Origin of the sequence: Campylobacter sp. MIT 21-1684, from assembly GCF_026241315.1 — a bacterium.
Classification (GTDB): domain Bacteria; phylum Campylobacterota; class Campylobacteria; order Campylobacterales; family Campylobacteraceae; genus Campylobacter_D.
Genome location: NZ_JAPHNA010000003.1, coordinates 1 through 22010 on the forward strand (window position 1 = coordinate 1; position 22010 = coordinate 22010).

Here is a 22010-nt window from a genome sequence, read left to right on the forward strand (position 1 = left end):
AAAAATTTATTGCTCTACAAAAATTGCCACATAGTATGTTTTTTGGTGTTTCAGGTTCTGGAAAAACAACTTTTGCAAGAGCTCTTGCAAAAGAATTTGGTTTGGATTTTTATGAATTTGATGGTGGCAATTTTAAACTTGAAGAACTTAGAAAAATTATAGACAGATACAAAGATAGTTTATACAAACCTTTAATCTTTATCGATGAAATTCATAGATTGTCTAAAACCCAACAAGAAACGCTTTTAATTCCTATGGAAAATTATCGCTGTATTTGCATAGGAGCAAGTACTGAAAATCCGTATTTTGTTTTAAGCTCTGGCATACGAAGTCGTAGTATGCTTTTTGAATTTAAAGCCCTCAAAACAAAAGATCTTGAAATTCTGCTTGAAAGAGTCAAGGAAAAACTGCAATTTACTATAAGTAATGAAGCTAAAGATTTTTTACTTCAAAGCGGTGATGCTAGAGCTGTGCTTAATGTTTTAGAATTTGCGCTTGTTTTAGATTCTCAACACATTTCTTTAGAAAATCTTAAAAAAATACGTTCTCTTCCTAGCACAGAAGGTGCAAGCAGTAAAGATACACACTATGTATTAACAAGTGCCTTGATAAAAAGTTTAAGAGGGAGTGATATAGATGCTTCTTTATATTATCTTGCACGATTGATTGAAGCTGGAGAGAGTGCAGATTTTATTGCAAGAAGACTTGTTATTTTTGCAAGCGAAGATATAGGGAATGCTGATTCAAATGCTCTCAATCTTTCTGTTTCAACTTTAAATGCAATTAAAAGTATAGGCTATCCTGAAGCAAGGATACTATTGTCCCAATGTGTTGTATATTTAGCAAGTGCCTTCAAGTCAAATTCAAGCTATGTAGCTATTAACAAGGCTTTAGATTTTGTAAAAAATTCTGCCCCGCTTGAAATTCCGCAGTATCTCAATAATAATCATAGCGAGAAAACAAACTATCTTTATCCTCACGATTTTAACGGTTGGGTGGAACAAAAATATCTCAAACGTCCTTTGAAATTTTACGAAAGCAAAGGTTTTGGTGATGAAAAAAGACTCTTAGAAAACTTGGAAAGACTTAAAAAAACTTTATCATAATGAGCTGAAAGCTATTTTTCGTTTCGTAAATTCTTTGCTTTCTCTTTGTCAAACTTCTTTAAAAGGCAAATGTGTTTTATAAGAATGCTAAGATTGATAAAGCTTATTGAAAAAAGCATTAAACAAACAAGCAAAAAAAACAAATCAAAAAATGAAAAGCTATTCAGTACTACAAAAAGAAAAAAAAGACTTGCTACAAATAAGAACATTAAAAGTATAAATTGACTTAAAAGAAATGATTTAAAATTGTTTGTATTTTGAGTAAAATTTTTAAAAAGGATAATCTTTTTACCGTGTGATAAAGCAAGAATTTCATCATTTTCTTGAAATAAATCCTCCTCCAAACTTTTATAAGAAAAAATTTCTTCAGACTGACTTTGTGAAGCAAGAGTATAATCATTTATAAATAGAAGCTTAAGTACATTCTTTCTTTTAATTGTAAAAAAATGTACTCTATCTTTTGGATAGAGAATATTTTTAAAGTTCATAAATTCCATAATTATCATCCCCTAAAAACCCTCTATAAAGAGGAGTAAAATGTAACTGTGCTTGAATATTCATTTCATTATAACACTTTGAGCTTTGAAAAATCAAAAACATATCCATTTCTGCTTTGAGATTTTGTAAGAAATTTTGCCCACCTTCATACATTATAAACTTTGCCTCTTGTGGAATTTGAGTAAAAATTTTGCGATTAGAGACTCTAAAAAGAGGAATAGTTTGATCAAAACTATCAAGAGTTTTCTGTGTAAAAATACAGAGGTTTGGATTTTTTCCTTGTGCAAGTCTTGAATCAAGCAGAGGTCTGTCTTTACGCACTGTTTCACCACCAACTGCTAAAATATCAACAACAGAGCGAATTTTATGAGCATAAGTACGACTCAATTCATTGCTAATTATTGTACCAAATGGTGAGCCATTCATACTAAGAGCAAGTTTAAATAGTTTAAAAGTTCCTTTTTGCCATTTTAAAAAAGGTTTTATAAGTTGTAATCCCTTGTTTGCTGAAATTCCAATTTCAACTTCAACTCCTCTATGCTTTAAAAATTCTGCCCCTCCACTTGCTTTTGAATTTTCATCTTTAAGACTAATAAAAACCTTTTCAAAACCAAGCGTTGCAAAAAGTTCAGCACAAGGTGGAGTTTTTCCCTGGTGATTACAAGGCTCAAGAGTTACAAAAGCACTTGCACCTTTAAAGATATTATTGTGGTTTTGAAGTAAAAATTGATGCAAAGCATTAGCTTGTTTTGGAAGTTTTCTTTCCCCTGTAAGTTCTATAAAAGCCTCTTTAATAGCGTTAAGTTCAGCGTGAGCTTCTCCTGCCTTTTCGTGTGCTTTAATGCTTAAGATTTTTCCGAATGTATCAAGTATAACACAACCAACAGCTGGATTTGGATAAGTTAAAAATTGATACTTCCACGCTTCATCAAAAGCAAGCTGCATATACAATTCTTTCATCTACTGCCTTTTGTTTTTTCTATTATAACTCTTTTTAATCATTATTTTTTAAGTTTTGCGACTTATTTAAAATTAAAACAAGCATTGTAATAAGATTAAAAATTATAAAATCTAGAATCACTATTGAGGAATTTGAGATATGTCAAAGAAAATGGCCGGGAGAAAGGGATTCGAACCCCTGGAGGCTTGCACCTCAACGGTTTTCAAGACCGCCGCTTTCGACCACTCAGCCATCTCCCGATACTGTTTGCCTTGGAGGCGACATCCGGATTCGAACCGGAGATCAAGGCTTTGCAGGCCTATGCCTTACCACTTAGCTATGTCGCCCTGATAAAAATATAGTAATGGTGCCCGAAGCCGGACTTGAACCGGCACGGAAGAAAAATTCCGAGGGATTTTAAGTCCCTTGTGTCTACCAATTCCACCACCCGGGCAGTGGAGCGGGAAACGAGATTCGAACTCGCGACCCCAACCTTGGCAAGGTTGTGCTCTACCCCTGAGCTATTCCCGCTTAAAAATTAAAGAGAAAATTTTAACAAAACAAACTTAAAAGCAGTTTATTTTGTTTTAAGTTACTTGCACGAAAATCTTACGAAAGCCTCTATTTTTAAGTCCTCTTCTATTGTAGATGGCAGAAAGAATTCAAGTGCATTATCTTTCACAGTGCTTGGATCAAAACTGAAATTACTTTGATTGGCATAAAGATCTATAAATTTCAACACACAAGACTGATTAAGATCTGTAGAATAGCTTTTTTCGTATTCAAAAGCTTGACGTACAAGCTCATCATAGAGTTTTTCTTTACTTTGCGCAATGAATTCAGGTGAAAATTGTGGTTCTAAAGCAGACACTCTCATACTTATAAATTCATTTTTAGCAACAATATTTTGCAAATCACTAAAGAAAGCATTAAACGAATCAAGTTTTTGAGTGCTCAATTTACAATCAATATATCCACTCATTTTCTGCGATATTTCTGTATCCTCTTTATAAGAGTTTGGTTGGAGAGAAAAATCTGTTAGAGTGCAAAAATCTTGCTCTTTTACTCGTTGTGTTATTTGATTAAAACTTGTAACAAGTTGCTCTTTTACCTGACTATTAAGTGGTATATTAAGTTTTTCATTGAGATAAAAATAAATATGAGTACGTAAAATATCAGGTTTTATTTTGATACTTGTTTCGATATTTCGCGAAATATCTAAATTTGAAATATTTCCTTCCTGTTTGTTTTGATTTAAAAATTCTACGTTAAATACAACGCCTAAAACAAAAAGCACTAAACCTAAAAAACCTACCCCTATTCCTTTAAAAAATGCTACCATACTGTACTCCTTTATTTACAATTATAGGTTTATATCCTTGAAAATAACTTTGAAAGTCAAAAGTTTTCAAAAAAATAATTGTTTTATTGCTGTTTTTCTGTAATGATTTGGAAATTTTCGTGACCTTTTGCTTTAAGTAAATCAATAATTTGTATAAAACTTTCAAATTTGGCATTTTTATCACTTTTTAACTCAACTACAGTTTTTCTATTTAAAGAATCGATAGCATTTTTTAAACTTTCTAAATCAGTTTTTACATCATTAATGTAAAAAGTATTATCAGCATCTATAACTATAAGAAATTTGTTTTCATTTGTATCGCTTAAAGCACTTTGACTTTGAGGAAGCTCGATTTGAATTTTTCCTTGAACAATAAAGGTTGAGATACTAAGCACAATAGCAAGCAAAACAAGCATAATGTCTATAAAAGGAACTATATTTAGCCCTTCATTTTTAGGAAGTTTAAGCATTTTTATACGCTTTATAAGAATTACTTAAAAGTGAAACTCTGCGAAGCAAACCATTATAAGCCATTAAAGTAGGAATAGCAACTAAAAGTCCTAAAGCAGTGGCTTTAAGCGCTAAAGAAAGTCCTATAACTATTGATTTTACTTCAATATTGCCAGCCAAACCCATTTCATAAAAAGTTATCATTATCCCCACAACAGTTCCTAAAAGGCCAACATAAGGAGCATTTGAATAGATAATGTTTAAAGTAGTTAAGTTTTCACTAATAACATTATCAAAATCTTCCTGACTAGTATATTCCTCAAAATCAATTTTGCGCAAAAATAGTATTCTTTCGATTACACACCATAATGCTATAAAAGCCATAATTCCAAGTATAATAAAGATAATTATATCAATATAATTTTTCAAAAATTCCATAGCTTTACTCCAAATTATTAATAAGTCAATAAGGCATTGTATTCAAGCAAAATTAATCAATAGTAATTATCATATTTAAAATATCTCTTTTTGTTATTACAAGCATTCATTAAAAACTTGTTTCAAAAAGTTTTAGGCGGTATAAAAAATGTATTCACATTTGATTCACAAAAAAGTGTTATAGTTTTGAAATTCAAAAATCAGGAGATACTATGAAAATTCAATTTACTCTCGCATCTTTACTTTGCACAGCTATCCTATACGCTTCTGATATGATAGTTCCAGCAACTGCTTTGCCTCAAAATGCACAAAATTTCATTCATACATACTTTAAGGGAATTCAAATAAGTCTAGTGAAGCAAGATTTAGATTCTTTTGATGTTGTTTTAAATGATGGTACAGAGATTGATTTTGTAATAAATGGCGAATGGGAAGAAGTTGATGGAAAATACAAAGCCATCCCAACAGATTTTTTACCTGCTCAAATTGTCAATACTGTTAAAGCTACCCAACCAAATGCACAGATTTTAAAAGTAGAGAAGAAAATACAAGGATATAAATTTAACTTTAATAATAGAATGGAAGTTTATACTGATTTTAATGGGAATGTTTTAGGACAAAAATTTGATGATTAAATTGCTTTGTTTTAAAGAAGTTTTCTTCCTTTAATGTATAAAGCTGTAACTTCATTTGCGTGCAAAAGAAATTGCAAAGGAAGTTGCTCTCTCACACATTCATCAAGAGTAAAAATACTAAAATCAGCACTTTTTCCTTTTATTAATTCTCCTGCGTTTATATTTAAAGCTTGTGCAGGATAGAGAGTTGCCATTTGTAAAAGCTTGGGTGCAAGAATTCGAGGGTCAAAATCTTTATGAATGAGCAAATTTGCACGCAACTCATCAAGCATTGACAAAGAAATATTCGAGCTTAAGCCATCGGTACCTATATGTACATTCAAACCATTTTTCAAGGCTTTTTTTAAATTAAGACTTTTTTGACTCAAAAGAAAATTTGAAAAAGCACAATGTGTCAGTGAATGAATGTTTGAATCAAGTAAATTATACTCCTTTTCTTGTAAATAAACACAGTGAGTCCAAAGTGTTCGCACCCCTTTAAAAAGTTCTATAAATTCAGTTAGAGAATAAAAAGGCTTAGGGTCTGTGCTAAAAAATTTGAGCCATTGTCGTAATTTCCCTTTGCCTTTTCGTAGCCAAGTGTTTTCAACCTTGCTTTCTAAAAAATGAGTACTTACAGGCATCTTGTATTTTTTAGCTAGATCAAGAGCAAAAGATGCAAGTTCTACATTAGTAGAATAAGGGGAATGAATTGAGACTGCAGGAATAAATAATTCACTCTTACACTCTAAACTCTTTTCAAAACGTTGAAGAAATTCTGCTTTTTTTCTTTCATTTTGTTCTTCATTTGTTCCTAAAATTTCATTAAAAAATACTATTCTCATTCCACGCATCGACTCTGTAACACAAGCATTCAAATCTTTTCCAAAACTTGAAATCTCTCCAATAGTACCTATTCCACTTTTTTGCATTTTTTTTAAATTCTTGCTAATTAATCCAAATGTAGCTTCTTGACTTAATGAAGGACGGCTTCTTACTACTGAATTCAACCAAGATAGAAATTCTCCAAAATGTAAAGCTGTCGTATTTGCACTAAATTCTAAATGCGTATGCACATTAATAAAAGACGGAAGAATAACAGAATTTTTAGGAGTTTTCAGTACTGTTGCTTGTGGATATTTTCTTCGTAAAGCTTCCAAAGTTCCAAATTCTTTAATTGTATCTTCAAAAACAAAAGCTTGATTTTCTAAAATATCAAAGCTCTTATTGCACACAAAGATGTTTTTTGCACTGATAAGAAACACGCTTTTTTTCCTTTCATTAAAGATATTGTAGCCAAAATTTATTTTAAAATGTTATAATCTGGCTATAAGCTAAAATTCAAAGGTTTCATAATGAAGATAATGGTTATACAGGGTCCTAATATTAATATGTTGGGTATTAGAGAAGTAGGAATTTACGGTGCAATGAAAATGGAAGAAATTCACGAACAGATGAAAATTGCCGCTTCACAAAACAATGTAGAGCTTGAATTTTTTCAAAGTAATTTTGAAGGTGAGCTTGTAGATAAAATTCAAGAATGTTTAGGTGTTTTTGATGGTATCATCATTAACGCTGCTGCTTATACTCATACTTCTGTGGCACTTCGCGATGCTCTTGCAGCTGTATCTTTACCTACTATAGAAGTACATATTTCAAATATATATAGAAGAGAAGAATTTCGTCAAAAGAGTTTAATTGCACCTGTTTGTTCTGGCAGTATTGTTGGTTTTGGTCCTTTTGGATATCATTTAGCTTTAATAGGCATCTTACAGATTTGCGAACAAATTAAAAATATGCGTAATGCACAACAAAATGGATAAATGTTAAAAATTCGAGGAGCAAGAAGGTTTGAAAAAAGTCGTTTTTTTCCTTATTCTAGCAAATGCTTAAGCACTTTTAAGTATTATGCTCTTGTTGGTTTAGGAAGTAATATATCAAATGAAAAAAAAATTTTCAATATTCTCTTTAGGAAGTTGATGGATGAAAAAAGGTTTAGGGTTGTAAGTACTTCACCTTGCCTTGTCAATAAGGCTTTTGGATATGAAGCACAGAAAGATTTTACTAATGCTGTAATGTTGATACAAACTAATTTACACGCAAGAGCTTTTTTGAAAGTTCTACTTTACTATGAACTTAAATTTAAACGAAAAAGAATTTTTAAAAACGCTCCTCGTACGCTTGATTTAGACCTTTTGTATTTTTCTCAAAAGGTGAAACAAGACATATCGTGTATGGTGCCTCATAATGGGGTTAAAGAAAGAATAAGCGTAATTTTGCCTTTAGGCTTATTATAAAGGAAAAGCAAATGGGACAACTTATCCATACCTTTACCGTTGAAGATACTGAAGAAATTATTCCTAAAGTTAAGAATGATTATGGCGACAAAGCTATGATTATCACGAACAAACAGATTAGACCTAAAACTATCAATCGCAAAGCAATTTATGAAGTAATGGTAGCCATAGAAGAGGCTGATTATGAAGAACATCTTAAAAAACTAGGAAAAATATTACCAACCAAAAAAAATGCTCCTTTAAAAACCCAAGCAAATCCAAATATATCTGATTTAGCAATGCAAAAAGAAGATGAAGATGTTATTCTTGATTTTTCAACCAAAAGAATTAATAAAGATACATTGAATTCTAAAACCGAAAATACTTTTTCCCAGAACAAAGCTACTCAAATGAGCACTCATTTTGATGACTTCAAAGAAAGGTTAAGTGAAGTAAGTAGCGAAATTTCAAAGGTAACAAATACCCATTTACAAGAATCCAATCTAGGATATAATAAAAAAATTGAAAATTTTGAAAAGCAGATTAATAAACTCAACGATAAAATCGATTTACTTGCTGATATGATGTGGGATGATAAGGCTGAAGCGAGAAAAAATTTGATCATTCCGCCAGAATTTGCAAGTATTTATAAACAGGCAAAAGAAAGTGGTATGCTTGAAACTCATTTAGAAGCTATTATGAAAGCGACTATTGAGAATATGCCGAGCTCTATGAAGAGTAATAAAGATGCTGTACAAAGGTATTTTTACTCACTTTTACGCAATATCTTGCCCTGCCGTGCTGAAGGAGAATTAAAAAAACAAAAAATTATGATGCTTGTTGGTCCAACCGGTGTAGGAAAAACAACCACTTTAGCTAAACTTGCTTTTCATTATGCTTATGGACCTAGGCCATACAAAACAGCTATTATTACATTAGATACTTATAGAATAGGTGCTGTGGAGCAGCTTTTTCAATATGCAAATATGATGAAACTTCCTATTATTGACATTATCGAACCAAATGATTTGCACGAAGGAATAAAGAGTTTGAGCAACTGTGAAGTTATTCTTGTTGATACTATGGGAAATTCCCAATATGATAAAAGCAAACTTGCTAAAACAAAAGAATTTTTAACACATTCCAATACTGAAATTGCTGTTCATTTGGTAATTTCTGCAAATACAAAATATGAAGACTTAATGGAAATTTATACTAATTTTTCTTTTTTAAATATTGATACTTTAATTATTACTAAATTTGATGAAACAAAAGTTTTTGGGAATATTTTTTCGCTTATCTACGAAACGCGCATTCCGCTTAGTTTTTTTTCCATAGGTCAAGAAGTCCCTGATGACTTAGAAGTGGCAAACAGTGATTTCTTAGTACATTGTATTTTAGAAGGCTTTACTCCAAGGAAAAATTGATGCAAAACCAAGCTAGCAAACTAAAAAATTTAATGAATGAAAACAAAAATAAAAGAGTCAAAGATACCCATTTTATAGCAATCACAAGTGGAAAAGGGGGAGTAGGTAAGAGTACTATTAGTGCCAATTTAGCCAATGTTTTAGCAGATAATAACTATAAAGTAGGACTTTTTGATGCAGATATTGGACTTGCAAATTTAGATGTCATTTTAAATGTTCGCATACAGAAAAATTTACTCCACGTTTTAAGAGGTGAATGCTCCTTAGAAGATATTTTAATTGAGGTAAAACCAAATTTATGGCTTATTCCGGGTGAAAGTGGAGATGAAATTTTAAAATACAGCGATAAAAATATTTATGAAAGATTTCTCAATCAAGTAAGTATATTAGATGAGCTTGACTTCCTTATCATTGATACAGGAGCAGGTATAGGCGGCAATATCTTGCATTTTTTAGAAATGTCTGATGAAGTCATTGTTGTTACTGTTCCTGATCCTGCCGCTATTACAGATGCGTATGCAACGATTAAAACAACTTCAAAAACAAAAGAGAATTTATTGATGGTTTTAAATGTAGTTAAAAATGAAAATGAAGCCTTAAGGGTTTTTGAAAATATTAAAAAAGTTGCTGATTCTAATATTAAAAATCCTCTTAACTTAGAACTTTTAGGACATTTAAGTGCCTCAAAGGAAGTAAGTGGGAGTATTAAAAAGCGTACCCTTTTTACTGATGAAAATACAAGTTCAAGCGATGAGCTCAAAGCACTAGCTTCTAAGCTTTTATACAGATTGGAACAGAAAGTGCTTGATAATACAAATACTCGTAGTTTTTCAGGCTTTTTAAGAAAAATTATCGAGAGATTTTAGCAACAAAGAAGAAAGTATGAAACCAGAAAATTATGTCGCTTTTTTAACAGTTTGTGGATTTTTCATAGGACTTGCTTTTAGCATTGTAAGTGTAGATGAAGCTTTTGATATTTTATTTTTTACTTGTTTTATAACTTTTGTATTTTATATTTTTGTACATGTTGTTATTATGAATTTTATTGATGTGAAAAAGATTAGTGGAAGAATCTTTGATAAAAACGACTATGAAAAATCAAGCAATAATATTATCAACGATTTAGTTATACGCGAAAAGAAAATGGATATGATTTTAGAGAAACTTGACGAAGAACGTCAAGAACTTAAAAAGAATGAAGCAAAAGAAAAACGTAAAAATAATAAAAATGGAAGTTTCAATGCTAAAAGAGCCGCCTAAAGCTTATGTACAAATACTCAAAAACGAACAAGATGAACTTGTTTTAGCTTATATGCCAGCTTTACGCAAAATGGCATTTCGACTTAAAGAACGTTTGCCTTCAAATATAGATGTTAATGATCTTATTAGCATAGGTGTAGAAGAAATGATAAAGCTTTCACGCCGTTATGATAGAGAACAAAATGATAGTTTTTGGGGTTTTGCTAGAAAGAGAGTCAATGGGGCTATGCTTGATTATTTGCGGAGTCTTGATGTAATGAGCAGAAATAATCGCAAAATTTTAAAAGATATTGACGCTCTTTTAGATGAATATTATCAAAAATATGAATGCGAACCTGATGAACAGTATATAGCTGATAAACTCGGTTTAGATAAAGAAAAACTTAGAGAAGTGAGAACAGCTTATGCTATCAGCTACACTTTGCCGCTTGATGAACAAATTGAACTTTATAATGAAGATGATACACTTGAAAAACTTGAACACCAGCAGCTTGTTGAAAAAATTAATGAGGTTTTGGATGATTTAAAGGAGAGAGAGCAGCTTATTATTCAGTTGTATTACTATGAGGAGTTAAACCTTAAAGAAATTAGCGAAATTTTAAACATTAGCGAAAGTAGAATTTCACAAATTCATAAAAAACTTCTTAAGAAACTTAGAGAAAGGCTTGTCTAATGGCAGAGATACTCTCCCAAGAAGAAATAGATGCTCTGCTTGAAGTTGTTGATGATAATACAGACACAGCAGTAAGTTCTAACTCTAGAGATGAAAAAGATGAAAGAAATATAGTTGTTTATGATTTCAAACGTCCAAATAGGGTTTCAAAAGAACAACTTCGGACAATAAGAGGCATACACGATAAACTTGCAAGAAATCTAGCTTCGCAAATTTCATCTATAATGAGAAGTATAGTTGAGACAAAACTCCATTCAGTTGATCAAATGACTTATGGAGAATTTTTAATGTCTTTGCCAAGTCCAACAAGCTTTAATGTTTTTTCAATTAAACCTTTAGATGGAAATTGTGTCTTAGAAATCAATCCAAGCATAGCTTTTCCTATGATAGATAGACTTTTAGGTGGGCAAGGTGATAGTTATGAGGCCTCTCGTGAGCTTACTGATATTGAACTTAATCTCCTTGATTCTATATTACGTATCATTATGCAAAGATTGAAAGAAAGTTGGACAACTGTTACTGAAATTTATCCTAGTATTGAAGCCAAAGAATCAAGTCCAAATGTTGTCCAAATAGTATCCCAAAATGAAATTGTTATAATGGTTGTTATGGAGATTATCATAGGCAATTCAAGTGGTATGGTAAATATTTGTTATCCTGTTGTACATTTAGAAAGTATTTTAAGCCGTTTAGCAAATCGTGATATTATGATGGGCGAAACTTCGGCAAAAAAATCTCGCAATAAAGAACTTAAAACTTTAATAGGTCGTGCAGAAGTTGTGTATGAAGCTATTTTAGGAAAAACTTTTATTAGTGTTAATGAATTTTTAGAACTCAAACAAGGCGACATTTTAAAACTTGATAGAGAGGCTGATGATAAAGCTATTGTGAGCATAGATAAAAAAGAAGTTTTCTTTGCGCAAGTTGGCTTGCATCGCTTTAGAAAATCTATTAAAATCTTAGAACTTGTACGAACAGATAAAGATGAAATTAAAGAAATTCTTGAAAAATACGAAGAAGAAAGAAAAGCAAAAGCAAATGTATATAATGAGCCTGATGATGTTGAGGAGGAAGAAATATGATTAATGACTTTTTACGATTATTTACTAATGAGTGTGTAAGTACCATTGAAGGTTTAACTGGAAAAAACGCTGAATTTAGCGAATATAAAGAATTTGATGTTTCTGAACAAGATACATTAAAGCCTCCTTTAGTCTATGCCAAATTTTCTATTAAAAATATAGGGCAGCTAGGGATTTTAGCAACAGCCGTTTTGATGGGTGCTATTGGTGAATGGATGATGGGAGAAGAGAATATTTCAAAAAATGAACAATTAGGACCTGAAGAAATTGATGCTGCAAAAGAAGCTATGCAAAATATTATTTCAGCGTTTTCTACAAATCTTGGTGCTCAAAAAGAACTTCCAAAAATGGAATTTGAACTTAATTCTTGTGAATTTATTGCTGAAAATGTTGATCTTAAAGATTTTATCAAGCTGTATTTCTTTGATGTTAAAATCGATGAGTTAAATGAACAACTTTCCTTAGTTATGGACCAAAAACTTTATAATGTTTTAACCGGTAAAAATACAGAAAATTCTGCAGAAGGTGATGAGGAAGGAAAAACAACTGTTCTTAGTGAAGAATTAAAAAATATTAATCTAATTATGGATGTACGTCTCCCGGTACGTGTTCGAATCGGCAATAAAAAAATGCTTTTAAAAGATGTTTTGGGTATGGACATAGGTTCAGTTGTTGAGTTAAATCAGCTTGCAAACGATCCTTTAGAAATTCTCATTGGCGACAAAAGAGTAGCCTATGGTGAAGTAGTTATTGTTGATGGAAATTTTGGAGTACAGGTTACAGAAATAGGTAGTAAAAAAGAGAGGTTAGAACAACTGAGGTGAAACATTTTCGTTCTGATTTAGACAAATTTGAAACTATTCCGCATTTTCATAAACCCATTACCTTTTTTGGTTCAGCAAGATTAAAAGAGGAAAGCTTTTATTACCAACAAGCAAAAATTCTTGCCGAAAAATGCGTTGATTTAGGTTTTTGTGTGATGAGTGGTGGTGGTGGTGGGATTATGAAAGCTGCCAATCAAGGCGCTTTTATGAAAAAAAAAGATAAAATTGCTATAAATTCAATAGGTTTTAACATTTTTTTACCAAATGAACAAAAACTTAATGACTTTGTAGAGTATAATATTACTTTTGAGAGCTTAGCCATTCGCAAAATGGCTCTTATGGAAAAGAGTTTAGCTTTTGTGATTTTCCCGGGCGGCTTTGGAACCTTGGATGAATTGTGTGCTGTACTTACCTTAAAACAGCTTGAATTTAAAAAAGATGTTCCTATTCTTCTGTTCGGTAAAGAATTTTGGCAAGCTTTTGACGAATTCGTCAGGGATTCTTTACTAAGGCTTGAAGTTATTTCTAAAGGCGATGAATTAAAATATCAAATCACTGACGACTTGGATTATATACTACAAATTTTAAAGACTATCTAAGGAGTAATGATGAAAATACTAGTCGCGATGAGTGGAGGTGTTGATAGCACAGTGAGTGCCTATAAACTCAAAAATGCAGGGCACGAAGTAATAGGTTGCTATATGAAACTTCACGGCAAACCAAACTATCACGAAGAAAACATAAAAAAAGTCGAAAAAGTAGCTAATTTTTTAAATATCCCCTATCATATTTTAGATTTACAAGAAGATTTTAAAGCTAAAGTGTATATGCCTTTTGTTTCAACTTACAAAGAAGGGAAAACTCCAAATCCTTGCGCTTTGTGCAACCGTTTTATTAAACTTGGAAAGCTTTTGGAATTTGCAAAAAGTTTAGGATGCGAGAAACTTGCAACAGGACATTATGCAAGGCTTGAAAATGGATGTATTAAGACAGCTTATGATGAAAGCAAAGATCAAAGTTATTTTTTAGCAAGTGCAGAAAAAGAGGCTTTAAAATATTTGATTTTTCCTTTAGGGGAGTTGAAAAAAGAGGAAGTAAAAAAATTCGCTTCTACCATAGAAGTCTTAAAATCTTTTGCTACTCAAAAAGAAAGTAGCGAAATTTGTTTTGTTGAAAACACTTACGTGCAGGTTTTAGAGCAATTTATGAATACAAAAATTCCCGGGGAAGTACTGAATAGCGAAGGTAAAGTTGTCGGAAAACACGAAGGGTATATGCACTATACTATAGGAAAAAGACGAGGATTTGAAGTAAAAGGGGCACACGAGCCACATTTTGTTTTGAAGATTAATCCAGAGCAAAATCAGATTGTAGTAGGAAAAAAAGAAGAATTACAAACTAAGGAATTTAGTCTTAAAAATATCAATCTTTTTGTGGAAGCTGATGAACTTGATTGTGAAGTAAAAATTCGTTACCGTTCAAAATCAACACCGTGCAAGGTCGCTATCAACACAGATAAAAGTGCAAAAATTATTTTAAACGAACCTGTTTATGGCTTAGCTAGTGGCCAAATGGCGGTATTTTATGATAATGATAGAGTCATAGCAAGTGGCTTTATAGAATAGGATATAATATGCATTTAGATACGGCTTTGATACACGCAGGGATGACTACTGATTCAAGAACAGGAGCTGTCAATACTCCTATTTACCAAACCTCAACCTTTAAACAACAGGCTTTAGGAGAGAATTCAGGTTATGAATATTCAAGGACAAAAAATCCTACACGAGATGGAATTGAAAGTCTCATAGCAGAACTTGAAAATGGCAAATATGGTTTTGCTTTTTCTTCGGGTATGGCAGCAATCTCAACAGCACTTGCCCTATTTCGAAGCGGAGAGAGTATTCTCATTTCTCAAAATGTTTATGGGGGTACTTTTAGAGTCTTAGACAAAGTATTTTCACAGTTTAATATCTCTTATAAAATAGTTGATACGAATAATCTAAATGAACTCGAAAACGCTATGGATAAACAAGTTAAGGGAATTTTGATTGAAACACCTGCAAATCCTTTAATGGGGGTAAGCGATATAGAGCAAATTGCAAATTTTGCAAAGAAAAAAGGTTTAATTAGTATAGTTGATAATACTTTTATGACACCTTATTTGCAAAGACCTTTGGAATTTGGTATTGATATAGTTTTACATTCAGCAACAAAATATCTTGGCGGTCATAGCGATTTAATTGCCGGTCTTATAGTTGTAAATGAAGAACAGCTTGCTACAAAAATAGCTTTTTTACAAAACAGCATAGGTGCTATTCTTAGTCCTTTTGAAAGTTTTTTGCTTATTCGAGGACTCAAAACCTTAGGATTGAGAATGCAAAGACATAGCGAAAATGCTTTTGAGCTTGCCTCATATCTTCAAAACCATCAAGATGTTGAAAAAGTCTTTTACCCTCTATTTGGTGAAAATGCTAGTGTGCATAAAAAACAAGCGAGTATGGGCGGAGGGATGTTAAGCTTTATCTTAAAAAAAGGTTGTGATTATAAAAAATTTGTAAAATCTTGTAAATTGATTGCTCTTGCAGAAAGTTTAGGTGGTGTTGAATCTTTACTTTGTCATCCAGCCTCTATGACGCACGCAAGCATTCCTAAAGAATTAAGAGAAAAACTTGGAATTACTGAAAATCTTATTCGTTTAAGTGTTGGGATTGAAAATTATGATGATTTGATAAAAGATATTGAACAAGCTTTGAAAAGTTCAAAGGCATAATGTGCTTTATACTCATATATGTCAAAGCATAGGCAATACTCCTTTAATAGAACTCAAAAATATTCAAATTGCAAATGCAAATCGCATCTTAGCAAAATGTGAATTTTTTAATCCTGCAGGATCTGTGAAAGACAGGATAGGATTATACGCTCTTGAAAAGCTTTTAGAAGAAAAAATTATCCATAAAAAAAGTATAATAGTAAGTGCGAGTGCTGGAAATACAGGTCTTGGTTTAGCTTTAGCTTGCGTGAAGTATGATTTAAAAACCTTGTTGTTTATTCCGAACAAATTTAGTCTTCAAAAACAATTACTTATTAAAGCCTTAGGAGCTAGTATTGTCAATACGCAAGGAGGTATGCAAGAAGCTATGAAATTAGCAAAAGATTTTGCAAAAAATGAGAAAAATGCTTTTTATTTTGATCAATTTGAGAGCTTGTATAATCCCGAAACTCATTATAAAAATACAGCAAGAGAGCTTTATGAAGATGCTAATGGCGAAATAGATCTTTTTGTAAGCGGTGCTGGAAGTGGTGGAGTTTTTAGCGGAGTAAGTCGATTTTTAAAGGAAAAAAATCCTGCTATCAAATGTATTTTATGCGATCCTTGTGAATCTATTATAGGAGGTAATCCTTATGGTGAATCTCATATTGAAGGGATAGGTAATACTTTTATTCCTGAGACTATGGATACTTCTTTGATTGATGAGGTTATTAAAATGCAAGATGAACAAGCTTATAATGGAGTAAAGATTCTTGCAAAACAGGAGGGTATTTTAGCTGGAATTTCATCTGGAGCTTGTTTAAGTGCTTGTTTAAAACTTGCAGAAAAAGTGCAAAGTAAAACTATTGTAACAATTTTTGCTGATGGCTTAGAAAGATACCTTGACAGAGAAGAGCTTATTAAAGATTTTTAAAGCTTATTTGTTTGAATTCATTTTCAAGTACGCTCAATGGCGTTAAGCCTATAAATTTTTTGTGCATTTTACTATCTTTAAAAAAGCTTATTACAGGTACACCATAAATATTTTCAACTGCTTTAGAAAAAAAATATACTGCTTTTTTTTCATAAAACATTGGCAAGGTAAGTCTTTTTGCATTCGCCCAATTCAAAGCATCTTGTTGATTTTGTGCATCGGCTAAAACAATGAAAATGTCAAAAATATTGTTTCGTGCTAAATTTTCTAAAATAGGAATTTGCTCTTTGCATACTCCACAATCCTTTGTAAAAAATACAAGAGCAAAATTTTTTACTTCTTCATCTAAAAATAAACTCTTTTCAAAACCATTATAAGAAAAAGTATAATTTTTATTACTATTGATAGCCTTAAAATTCTCTCCTGTATTGCAACCAAAAAGAAATATTACAACAAAGCAATAAGTTTTGATTCTATAAATTCCCAAGATTTTTCTCCTAAAATTCTTTGCTGAATTATCCCATCTTTGATGAAGATTGTTGTTGGTGTGGCAAAAATTTGGTAACGTTGTGAAGTAATGTTTAAATCATCTTTAAGAACTTTAATATTTTTGAGTTCAAGCTGTTGGGCTAAGGTCGCAATAACTTCAGCATTATCAAAAGAATTTACAGCATAGACAGCTATTTTGTCTTTATTTTGCTCTATAAATGCATCAAACATTGGAAGTTCCTTAAGACACGAAGTACAACCATTTTGAAAAAAAACAATAACCTTCACTTTTTCTTGACTGTCTTTGAGAAAAACGGGATTGCCTTGAATATCTCTTGCTGAAAGCTCTTTGCTTTTTTCACCTATTTTTGCTTCTTTATTCTCAAAAGAACAAGCAGCAAGAAGAAAAAACATTAATAGAATGATCTGTTTCATCGAAGTACTCCATAATGTAAATGCACACAACGATCTGCAAATTCTGCAAGTTTTGGATTGTGAGTGATTAAAATAATAGTTCTTCCTTCTTTTTTTAATTTTTGAAGTACTTCAAGAACAATCTGTTCATTAGCTTCATCTAAATTTCCTGTAGGTTCATCAGCAAGCAAGAGTTCTGGATTATTGATTAAAGCTCTAGCTATACATACTCTTTGTTGTTCTCCGCCACTGAGTTCATTTGGCAAATGATTAAGACGGTGTCCCAAACCAACTTTTTCAAGTACATTTCTTGCATCCTCTTCATCTATACTTGAGTGATAGTACTGCGAAAGCATTACATTTTCAAGAGCATTGAGATAAGGTATGAGGTGAAACTGTTGGAATATAAGCCCTATTTTTTCACGGCGAATCTTTCTTTTAGCCTCTTCGCTTAATTGCTCTAAATTTGTGCCATTTAAAATATATTCTCCACTACTTGGGTTGTCCATTAAGGAAAGTATATTGACAAGAGTAGATTTTCCACTTCCAGAAGGTCCCATAATAGTTAGCCATTCACCTTGATGAATAGATAAATTTATATCATTCAAAGCTTTGACTTTTCCAAATTCTTTACACAAGTGTTTTATCAAAATTAATTCTTTCATCATTCGCCTTTCAAATTTTCACAAACATTAATTTTTAAAGCCTGTCTTAATGGAAATACAGCGGCAATAAGTGCAAAAATTAAAGAAATGATACAAGCTGCAAAAAGAGCTTTAAAACGAAAATCAATATGTGCATTAAAAATTATAATGCCAAAAACATTCGCTAACACTATACCACATAATGCCCCCATAATACTTGCCACCAGACTAACTACAAAACACTCACTAGCAAAAAGTGTGATGATTTGACTTTTTGTAGCCCCTAAGGCTAAACGCAAAGCTATTTCTTTTTTACGTGAAAAGATAATAGCGCTTAAAGTAGTATTAACACTTGTTGTAACTATAATTAAAATAACTAAAATTATAAGAAACATTAAGGCTTTTATTTTATTAAGCACAAAGCTTTCACTTAGAGATACTGATGATATAGGTTTTACTTCTGTGCTGTCATTAGTCAATGTTTGGGCTTTGGCGTTTATACTTTCATAATCTCCATAAACCACAGCATTAGCATAATTTATACCTTGTGTATCGCTTAAATTTTGCACTACACTTAAAGTTGCTAAAAGCAAAGAATCAAATTCATCACTAGAACTAACAATAGCTTTTATAGTAAGCTTGAGACTTTTTCCATTATTCTGATTATAAATTTGTACTTCATCGCCAACTTTTTTTTCAAGCTGTTTTGCTAAATCAACACCTAAAATTGCTGATTTGTCATCTAAATCATTTAAAGATAAAGAACCACTTTTGAGCTCCATAAAAGGTTTTGTGATTTTCAAAGCTTTAAAATCTGTTCCAAGCACTATAGCACTTGTACTGCCTAGATTAAAAAATTCAAAAAGGAAAGGACTCACCGCTTTTGCTTGTAAATCTTGCTTTAATCTTTCAAATTCATCATTTGAGATAAAATTTTGCTCCTCTTTTGGATTAAGCATAACGTTTGCACCGTAAGCTTTTAATTCTTTAGAAAGTTTTGTATCTATATCAAAATAGATGTTTAAAAATGCAGAGCAAGTTAGAGCTCCAATGAATACGGACAAGAGGATAATAAAAAGTCTCTGATATGAAAAACTAATGCTTTTATAGACTTCAGTAAAGAAAAATTTATCTGCCATAAAGCACCTCAGCTGGAGCGAGATTTGTGATATTTTTTAAAGGCAATAAGCAACCAAGTAGGACGATTATTCCTGCAAAGACAAGACTAAGTGGCAAAGTTGCAAAAGCAATACCAACAAAATGTCCAAAAATGCTTAAACTTATAAGCTCACAAAGCCCTATACCGAAAATAAAACCAAAAAACGCTGCTATTAAAGCAACTACAAGATTTTCACTTGCAAACAAGAAATAAATTTCAAAAGTATTCGCCCCTAAAACTTTTAAAAGCCCTATTTCTTTTTTTCGGCGATGAATTTCAGAACTCATAAGACTTGAAATAGCTATGCTTGCGACTATGAGACAAAGAAGACTTGTTACACTAAGCAAAGTTTGTATTTTTTTTACTACTAAACTTTCAGCATCACTTATAGCATTTAAAGGCTTTGCACTTGCACCTTTTAAATCTTCTTCAATTTGATAAGCAATAGAACCCACATAGGCGGTACAATACCAAGTATCGTATTCAAGCTGATTTAAACTACCCACATCACGTCTTGCTTTTTGGGCTAAGTCATTTTCAGGTATGGTTAAAGCTGAAACTTCAGCCCTTGAATACATATTCTTTTTGTCAAATAGATTTTGGGCAAGTGCAAGAGAGCTTATGATTTTATTTGACATTTTATCAGCGTGCAATACGATTCCTACAATTTTGACACTTTGTTTTTTTGTAGCACTTTCTAAAACAAGAGTATCATTAATTTGCAAACCATTATTTTTTGCAAAATCTTCACCTATCATAACTTCATCTAAGCTATCATCTTTTGCCCATCTACCATTTACCTCTAAAAAAGGGTATAAAGTTTTAATACCTGTGCTAAAATCTTCTTCATCGGCAATATTTAAGAATTTTTGAAAATACGTTCCTGTTAAGAGGGCTTCTTTTATTTGATTGTTTAAAGGATTTCTAACTTGTATTTTTCCTTCTAAAAAAGGAGCAAAAGCGGTAATATTATTACGCCAAAAAATCTCTTTTATAATGTGCAAATCCTCTTCATAGAGGTAGTTTTTATTTTTAAGCGGCTCATAAATTTGATTCCCTATTTCTATACTAAGACTCGAACCTTTAGGAAGTATAAGTATATTTGAACCATAACTTCTAAGTTGTTTTGTTACTTCATCGTTGATACTTAAAGTTATATTTAGTAGTGTACAAAGTAAAAGGGTGGCAAGCAAACAAGTAAGAAAAGTGAGGGATTTTTGAATTTTATTTCTAAAAAGAGAATTTTTTAGCATTCTAACCAACATCATTTCTCCTTTGTATTAAAAATTGTGCTTCTTCTGATACAAATTTTTGAGGTTCTTTTTTAAAAATTTCATAATTTTTTTCATTACTAAAATAATATGTAATGCCTTTATAAGTATAAGAGAATGGAGCTTGTAAATTAATAAGCTTTTCATTTGAAACAGGATCTTGTACTTCTTTTTCTTTAATCTCATTAAAATAATTTGAACCAGCCACTACATCTTTTACATTCACACTAACAGTCTTTCCATCATAAATATAGGAAAGAGGGATAGGATTACATCCTCCAGCTTTTCCTACGCTTGGAAGAAAAATTCTTACATTACAAGAAATACAAATAAGTTCAGAATCTTTTTTAATATACCCCATATCTCCACAAATCATACAAGCATCAAAAACAGCCACAGGAGAATCTCTATCTTCTCTTTTATTCATCAAAAAAAAGCGTACAACCTTGCCTTCATTAGTAATATAAGCAAAGCGATGGAGTTTATTATCTCTTAGAAGTTCTATGTTAAAGACAAATTGTCCCTGTTCATTTGGAATAATTTCAGTTGGAGGATCTATTTTCAAAGGTTTTGAAGAAACATTATGAAAATATGCAAAGATAAAAATACTAAGAATACAAGCAATAAAAGCGCCTCCACAATAATTTTTAATTAAATATGCTTGAGCATTTTGAACGCGAAACTGTATATCTAAAATAAATTGCTTACTCCTATTTTTCGGAACTGTTTTTAGACTTAAAAAAATTAAAAAGAATATATAAACAAAAAAGAAATAAGTGCTATAAGTATTTAAATAAACACTTTTTGCTACATAAGAAAGTAAAATTTCATAGGTATTGATGATATTTTCTCTCATTAAAGTAAGCATAATACTTGAAAATGCTTTGTTAGCTTCGTAAAGAAAGATTAAAAGATAAAAAAGAAAAGAGCTTTTTACATTTATCTTGCTTTGCCAAGCTAAAAAAAAGAACAATACAATACACAGCAAAAGCGCTAAGACAAAAAAAGCCAAAGAACTAATGTTTTGCGTATCAAGTAAAGAATTATTAAAAAGAGGAAAATCTTGTGAAAGGAAAAGGTAAAAATTTGCAAAACAAAAACTTAAAGCTGCGACAAAAATAAGAGAAAGAATTTCAATTTTATGCCAAAAATAGAAAAGAAAGGAAAAGAGTAAAAGACCTAAAAAAAGAAAATTAACATTAAAAATTAAATTTTGTGTCTGTAAATATTGGGCTGCAATAAAAAAAGCAAAATAAGCAAATAAAAAACCCAAAAAAACAGCCAAAAAAGTTTTAGCTATACTTTTTTGTTGCCGTAAAAAGGCAGTAAAGACAGTAAGAGGAAGAAAAGAAGAAAGAAAATGTACAAAATAAATACTCATAATGTCCTTCTAATACTCGGTAGAACCGAGTAAAAA

General features: G+C 31.3%; 26 protein-coding genes and 4 tRNA genes. 14 read left to right on the top strand and 16 right to left on the bottom strand.

Annotation, left to right across the window (positions count from 1 at the left end):
* Nucleotides 1-1106: replication-associated recombination protein A (locus tag OQH62_RS01625; protein ID WP_266012986.1), on the top strand; the 1106-nt coding region annotated here is incomplete at its 5' end.
* A gap of 11 nt (nt 1107-1117) precedes the next feature.
* On the opposite strand, the gene OQH62_RS01630 is transcribed toward OQH62_RS01625, so the two are convergent.
* The 9 genes from OQH62_RS01630 to exbB form a co-directional block, all read right to left on the bottom strand.
* The gene (locus OQH62_RS01630) at nt 1118-1594 is read right to left on the bottom strand and encodes a hypothetical protein (protein ID WP_266012989.1); all 477 of its coding nucleotides are present in this window, start codon (nt 1592-1594) and stop codon (nt 1118-1120) included.
* Nucleotides 1584-2564, bottom strand: a complete 981-nt coding sequence (gene ribD, locus OQH62_RS01635; protein ID WP_266012992.1) for a bifunctional diaminohydroxyphosphoribosylaminopyrimidine deaminase/5-amino-6-(5-phosphoribosylamino)uracil reductase RibD — start codon at nt 2562-2564, stop codon at nt 1584-1586. Before ribD ends, OQH62_RS01630 begins: the two co-directional genes overlap by 11 nt.
* A gap of 152 nt (nt 2565-2716) precedes the next feature.
* Nucleotides 2717-2804 (bottom strand) — tRNA-Ser (locus tag OQH62_RS01640).
* Between the two features lie 13 nt (nt 2805-2817).
* Nucleotides 2818-2891: transfer RNA gene (locus OQH62_RS01645), tRNA-Cys, on the bottom strand.
* 18 nt (nt 2892-2909) lie between these two features.
* Nucleotides 2910-2998: transfer RNA gene (locus OQH62_RS01650), tRNA-Leu, on the bottom strand.
* A gap of 2 nt (nt 2999-3000) precedes the next feature.
* Nucleotides 3001-3075 (bottom strand) — tRNA-Gly (locus OQH62_RS01655).
* Nucleotides 3076-3136: 61 nt separating this feature from the next.
* Nucleotides 3137-3886, bottom strand: a complete 750-nt coding sequence (locus tag OQH62_RS01660; protein WP_266012995.1) for a hypothetical protein — start codon at nt 3884-3886, stop codon at nt 3137-3139.
* An 83-nt stretch (nt 3887-3969) separates the two neighbouring features.
* Nucleotides 3970-4356 (bottom strand): TonB system transport protein ExbD, encoded by a 387-nt coding sequence (exbD, locus tag OQH62_RS01665; RefSeq protein WP_266012997.1) that lies wholly within the window; start codon nt 4354-4356, stop codon nt 3970-3972.
* Entirely contained in the window at nt 4349-4774 is a 426-nt protein-coding gene (gene exbB / locus OQH62_RS01670; protein ID WP_266013000.1) for a TonB-system energizer ExbB, read from the bottom strand. The genes exbD and exbB overlap by 8 nt, the downstream gene beginning before the upstream one ends.
* A 212-nt stretch (nt 4775-4986) precedes the next feature.
* Here exbB and OQH62_RS01675 point away from each other — a divergent pair, with 212 nt between their 5' ends.
* The gene (locus tag OQH62_RS01675) at nt 4987-5409 is read left to right on the top strand and encodes a PepSY-like domain-containing protein (protein ID WP_266013002.1); all 423 of its coding nucleotides are present in this window, start codon (nt 4987-4989) and stop codon (nt 5407-5409) included.
* An 11-nt stretch (nt 5410-5420) separates the two neighbouring features.
* Here OQH62_RS01675 and OQH62_RS01680 read toward each other — a convergent pair whose 3' ends face one another.
* Nucleotides 5421-6653: a metal-dependent hydrolase gene (locus tag OQH62_RS01680; protein ID WP_266013005.1), complete on the bottom strand. Its 1233-nt coding sequence runs from the start codon at nt 6651-6653 to the stop codon at nt 5421-5423.
* Between the two features lie 90 nt (nt 6654-6743).
* On the opposite strand from OQH62_RS01680, the gene aroQ reads away from it, so the two are divergent.
* The 12 genes from aroQ to OQH62_RS01740 are packed head-to-tail and all read left to right on the top strand — an operon-like array spanning nt 6744 to nt 16616.
* The gene (gene aroQ / locus OQH62_RS01685; RefSeq protein ID WP_266013008.1) at nt 6744-7211 is read left to right on the top strand and encodes a type II 3-dehydroquinate dehydratase; all 468 of its coding nucleotides are present in this window, start codon (nt 6744-6746) and stop codon (nt 7209-7211) included.
* Nucleotides 7212-7685 carry a 2-amino-4-hydroxy-6-hydroxymethyldihydropteridine diphosphokinase gene (gene folK, locus OQH62_RS01690; protein ID WP_266013010.1) on the top strand — a complete coding sequence of 158 codons (474 nt, stop codon included), beginning with the start codon at nt 7212-7214 and terminating at the stop codon, nt 7683-7685.
* An 11-nt stretch (nt 7686-7696) separates the two neighbouring features.
* Nucleotides 7697-9091, top strand: a complete 1395-nt coding sequence (flhF, locus tag OQH62_RS01695) for a flagellar biosynthesis protein FlhF (protein WP_266013012.1) — start codon at nt 7697-7699, stop codon at nt 9089-9091.
* Complete coding sequence (gene flhG, locus OQH62_RS01700) at nt 9091-9957, top strand: flagella biosynthesis ATPase FlhG (RefSeq protein WP_266013014.1); 867 nt, start codon at nt 9091-9093, stop codon at nt 9955-9957. The genes flhF and flhG overlap by 1 nt, the downstream gene beginning before the upstream one ends.
* A 16-nt stretch (nt 9958-9973) precedes the next feature.
* Nucleotides 9974-10351, top strand: a complete 378-nt coding sequence (locus OQH62_RS01705; RefSeq protein ID WP_266013016.1) for a hypothetical protein — start codon at nt 9974-9976, stop codon at nt 10349-10351.
* Nucleotides 10332-11024 carry an RNA polymerase sigma factor FliA gene (locus OQH62_RS01710; protein ID WP_266013018.1) on the top strand — a complete coding sequence of 231 codons (693 nt, stop codon included), beginning with the start codon at nt 10332-10334 and terminating at the stop codon, nt 11022-11024. The genes OQH62_RS01705 and OQH62_RS01710 overlap by 20 nt, the downstream gene beginning before the upstream one ends.
* Complete coding sequence (gene fliM / locus OQH62_RS01715) at nt 11024-12106, top strand: flagellar motor switch protein FliM (protein ID WP_266013019.1); 1083 nt, start codon at nt 11024-11026, stop codon at nt 12104-12106. Before OQH62_RS01710 ends, fliM begins: the two co-directional genes overlap by 1 nt.
* Nucleotides 12103-12930 carry a flagellar motor switch protein FliY gene (fliY, locus tag OQH62_RS01720; RefSeq protein WP_266013022.1) on the top strand — a complete coding sequence of 276 codons (828 nt, stop codon included), beginning with the start codon at nt 12103-12105 and terminating at the stop codon, nt 12928-12930. Before fliM ends, fliY begins: the two co-directional genes overlap by 4 nt.
* Nucleotides 12927-13529, top strand: a complete 603-nt coding sequence (locus OQH62_RS01725; RefSeq protein ID WP_266013024.1) for an LOG family protein — start codon at nt 12927-12929, stop codon at nt 13527-13529. Before fliY ends, OQH62_RS01725 begins: the two co-directional genes overlap by 4 nt.
* A gap of 9 nt (nt 13530-13538) precedes the next feature.
* Nucleotides 13539-14555 (top strand): tRNA 2-thiouridine(34) synthase MnmA, encoded by a 1017-nt coding sequence (mnmA, locus tag OQH62_RS01730; RefSeq protein ID WP_266013026.1) that lies wholly within the window; start codon nt 13539-13541, stop codon nt 14553-14555.
* Nucleotides 14556-14563: 8 nt separating this feature from the next.
* Entirely contained in the window at nt 14564-15703 is a 1140-nt protein-coding gene (locus tag OQH62_RS01735) for a trans-sulfuration enzyme family protein (protein WP_266013028.1), read from the top strand.
* A 1-nt stretch (nt 15704) separates the two neighbouring features.
* A complete protein-coding gene (locus tag OQH62_RS01740; protein ID WP_266013030.1) occupies nt 15705-16616 on the top strand; it encodes a cysteine synthase family protein in 912 nt (303 codons plus the stop codon).
* On the opposite strand, the gene OQH62_RS01745 is transcribed toward OQH62_RS01740, so the two are convergent.
* The 6 genes from OQH62_RS01745 to OQH62_RS01770 are packed head-to-tail and all read right to left on the bottom strand — an operon-like array spanning nt 16603 to nt 21974.
* Nucleotides 16603-17103: a TlpA family protein disulfide reductase gene (locus OQH62_RS01745; RefSeq protein ID WP_266013032.1), complete on the bottom strand. Its 501-nt coding sequence runs from the start codon at nt 17101-17103 to the stop codon at nt 16603-16605. The genes OQH62_RS01740 and OQH62_RS01745 overlap by 14 nt on opposite strands.
* Nucleotides 17064-17540: a TlpA family protein disulfide reductase gene (locus OQH62_RS01750; protein WP_266013034.1), complete on the bottom strand. Its 477-nt coding sequence runs from the start codon at nt 17538-17540 to the stop codon at nt 17064-17066. Before OQH62_RS01750 ends, OQH62_RS01745 begins: the two co-directional genes overlap by 40 nt.
* Complete coding sequence (locus OQH62_RS01755) at nt 17537-18187, bottom strand: ABC transporter ATP-binding protein (RefSeq protein ID WP_266013036.1); 651 nt, start codon at nt 18185-18187, stop codon at nt 17537-17539. Before OQH62_RS01755 ends, OQH62_RS01750 begins: the two co-directional genes overlap by 4 nt.
* Nucleotides 18184-19302 (bottom strand): ABC transporter permease, encoded by a 1119-nt coding sequence (locus tag OQH62_RS01760; RefSeq protein WP_266013038.1) that lies wholly within the window; start codon nt 19300-19302, stop codon nt 18184-18186. Before OQH62_RS01760 ends, OQH62_RS01755 begins: the two co-directional genes overlap by 4 nt.
* Entirely contained in the window at nt 19292-20587 is a 1296-nt protein-coding gene (locus OQH62_RS01765) for an ABC transporter permease (RefSeq protein ID WP_266013041.1), read from the bottom strand. Before OQH62_RS01765 ends, OQH62_RS01760 begins: the two co-directional genes overlap by 11 nt.
* Nucleotides 20577-21974 (bottom strand): Fe-S-containing protein, encoded by a 1398-nt coding sequence (locus OQH62_RS01770; protein ID WP_266013043.1) that lies wholly within the window; start codon nt 21972-21974, stop codon nt 20577-20579. Before OQH62_RS01770 ends, OQH62_RS01765 begins: the two co-directional genes overlap by 11 nt.
* Between the last annotated feature and the right edge of the window lie 36 nt (nt 21975-22010).

Excerpts from the sequence above, each read along its gene's own strand:
- OQH62_RS01630 (WP_266012989.1), bottom strand. The coding sequence starts at position 1,594 with ATGAACTTTAAAAATATTCTCTATCCAAAAGATAGAGTACATTTTTTT.
- ribD (WP_266012992.1), bottom strand. The coding sequence starts at position 2,564 with ATGAAAGAATTGTATATGCAGCTTGCTTTTGATGAAGCGTGGAAGTAT.
- OQH62_RS01660 (WP_266012995.1), bottom strand. The coding sequence starts at position 3,886 with ATGGTAGCATTTTTTAAAGGAATAGGGGTAGGTTTTTTAGGTTTAGTG.
- exbD (WP_266012997.1), bottom strand. The coding sequence starts at position 4,356 with ATGCTTAAACTTCCTAAAAATGAAGGGCTAAATATAGTTCCTTTTATA.
- exbB (WP_266013000.1), bottom strand. The coding sequence starts at position 4,774 with ATGGAATTTTTGAAAAATTATATTGATATAATTATCTTTATTATACTT.
- OQH62_RS01675 (WP_266013002.1), top strand. The coding sequence starts at position 4,987 with ATGAAAATTCAATTTACTCTCGCATCTTTACTTTGCACAGCTATCCTA.
- aroQ (WP_266013008.1), top strand. The coding sequence starts at position 6,744 with ATGAAGATAATGGTTATACAGGGTCCTAATATTAATATGTTGGGTATT.
- folK (WP_266013010.1), top strand. The coding sequence starts at position 7,212 with ATGTTAAAAATTCGAGGAGCAAGAAGGTTTGAAAAAAGTCGTTTTTTT.
- flhF (WP_266013012.1), top strand. The coding sequence starts at position 7,697 with ATGGGACAACTTATCCATACCTTTACCGTTGAAGATACTGAAGAAATT.
- flhG (WP_266013014.1), top strand. The coding sequence starts at position 9,091 with ATGCAAAACCAAGCTAGCAAACTAAAAAATTTAATGAATGAAAACAAA.
- OQH62_RS01705 (WP_266013016.1), top strand. The coding sequence starts at position 9,974 with ATGAAACCAGAAAATTATGTCGCTTTTTTAACAGTTTGTGGATTTTTC.
- OQH62_RS01710 (WP_266013018.1), top strand. The coding sequence starts at position 10,332 with ATGCTAAAAGAGCCGCCTAAAGCTTATGTACAAATACTCAAAAACGAA.
- fliM (WP_266013019.1), top strand. The coding sequence starts at position 11,024 with ATGGCAGAGATACTCTCCCAAGAAGAAATAGATGCTCTGCTTGAAGTT.
- fliY (WP_266013022.1), top strand. The coding sequence starts at position 12,103 with ATGATTAATGACTTTTTACGATTATTTACTAATGAGTGTGTAAGTACC.
- mnmA (WP_266013026.1), top strand. The coding sequence starts at position 13,539 with ATGAAAATACTAGTCGCGATGAGTGGAGGTGTTGATAGCACAGTGAGT.
- OQH62_RS01735 (WP_266013028.1), top strand. The coding sequence starts at position 14,564 with ATGCATTTAGATACGGCTTTGATACACGCAGGGATGACTACTGATTCA.
- OQH62_RS01750 (WP_266013034.1), bottom strand. The coding sequence starts at position 17,540 with ATGAAACAGATCATTCTATTAATGTTTTTTCTTCTTGCTGCTTGTTCT.
- OQH62_RS01755 (WP_266013036.1), bottom strand. The coding sequence starts at position 18,187 with ATGATGAAAGAATTAATTTTGATAAAACACTTGTGTAAAGAATTTGGA.
- OQH62_RS01760 (WP_266013038.1), bottom strand. The coding sequence starts at position 19,302 with ATGGCAGATAAATTTTTCTTTACTGAAGTCTATAAAAGCATTAGTTTT.
- OQH62_RS01765 (WP_266013041.1), bottom strand. The coding sequence starts at position 20,587 with ATGTTGGTTAGAATGCTAAAAAATTCTCTTTTTAGAAATAAAATTCAA.
- OQH62_RS01770 (WP_266013043.1), bottom strand. The coding sequence starts at position 21,974 with ATGAGTATTTATTTTGTACATTTTCTTTCTTCTTTTCTTCCTCTTACT.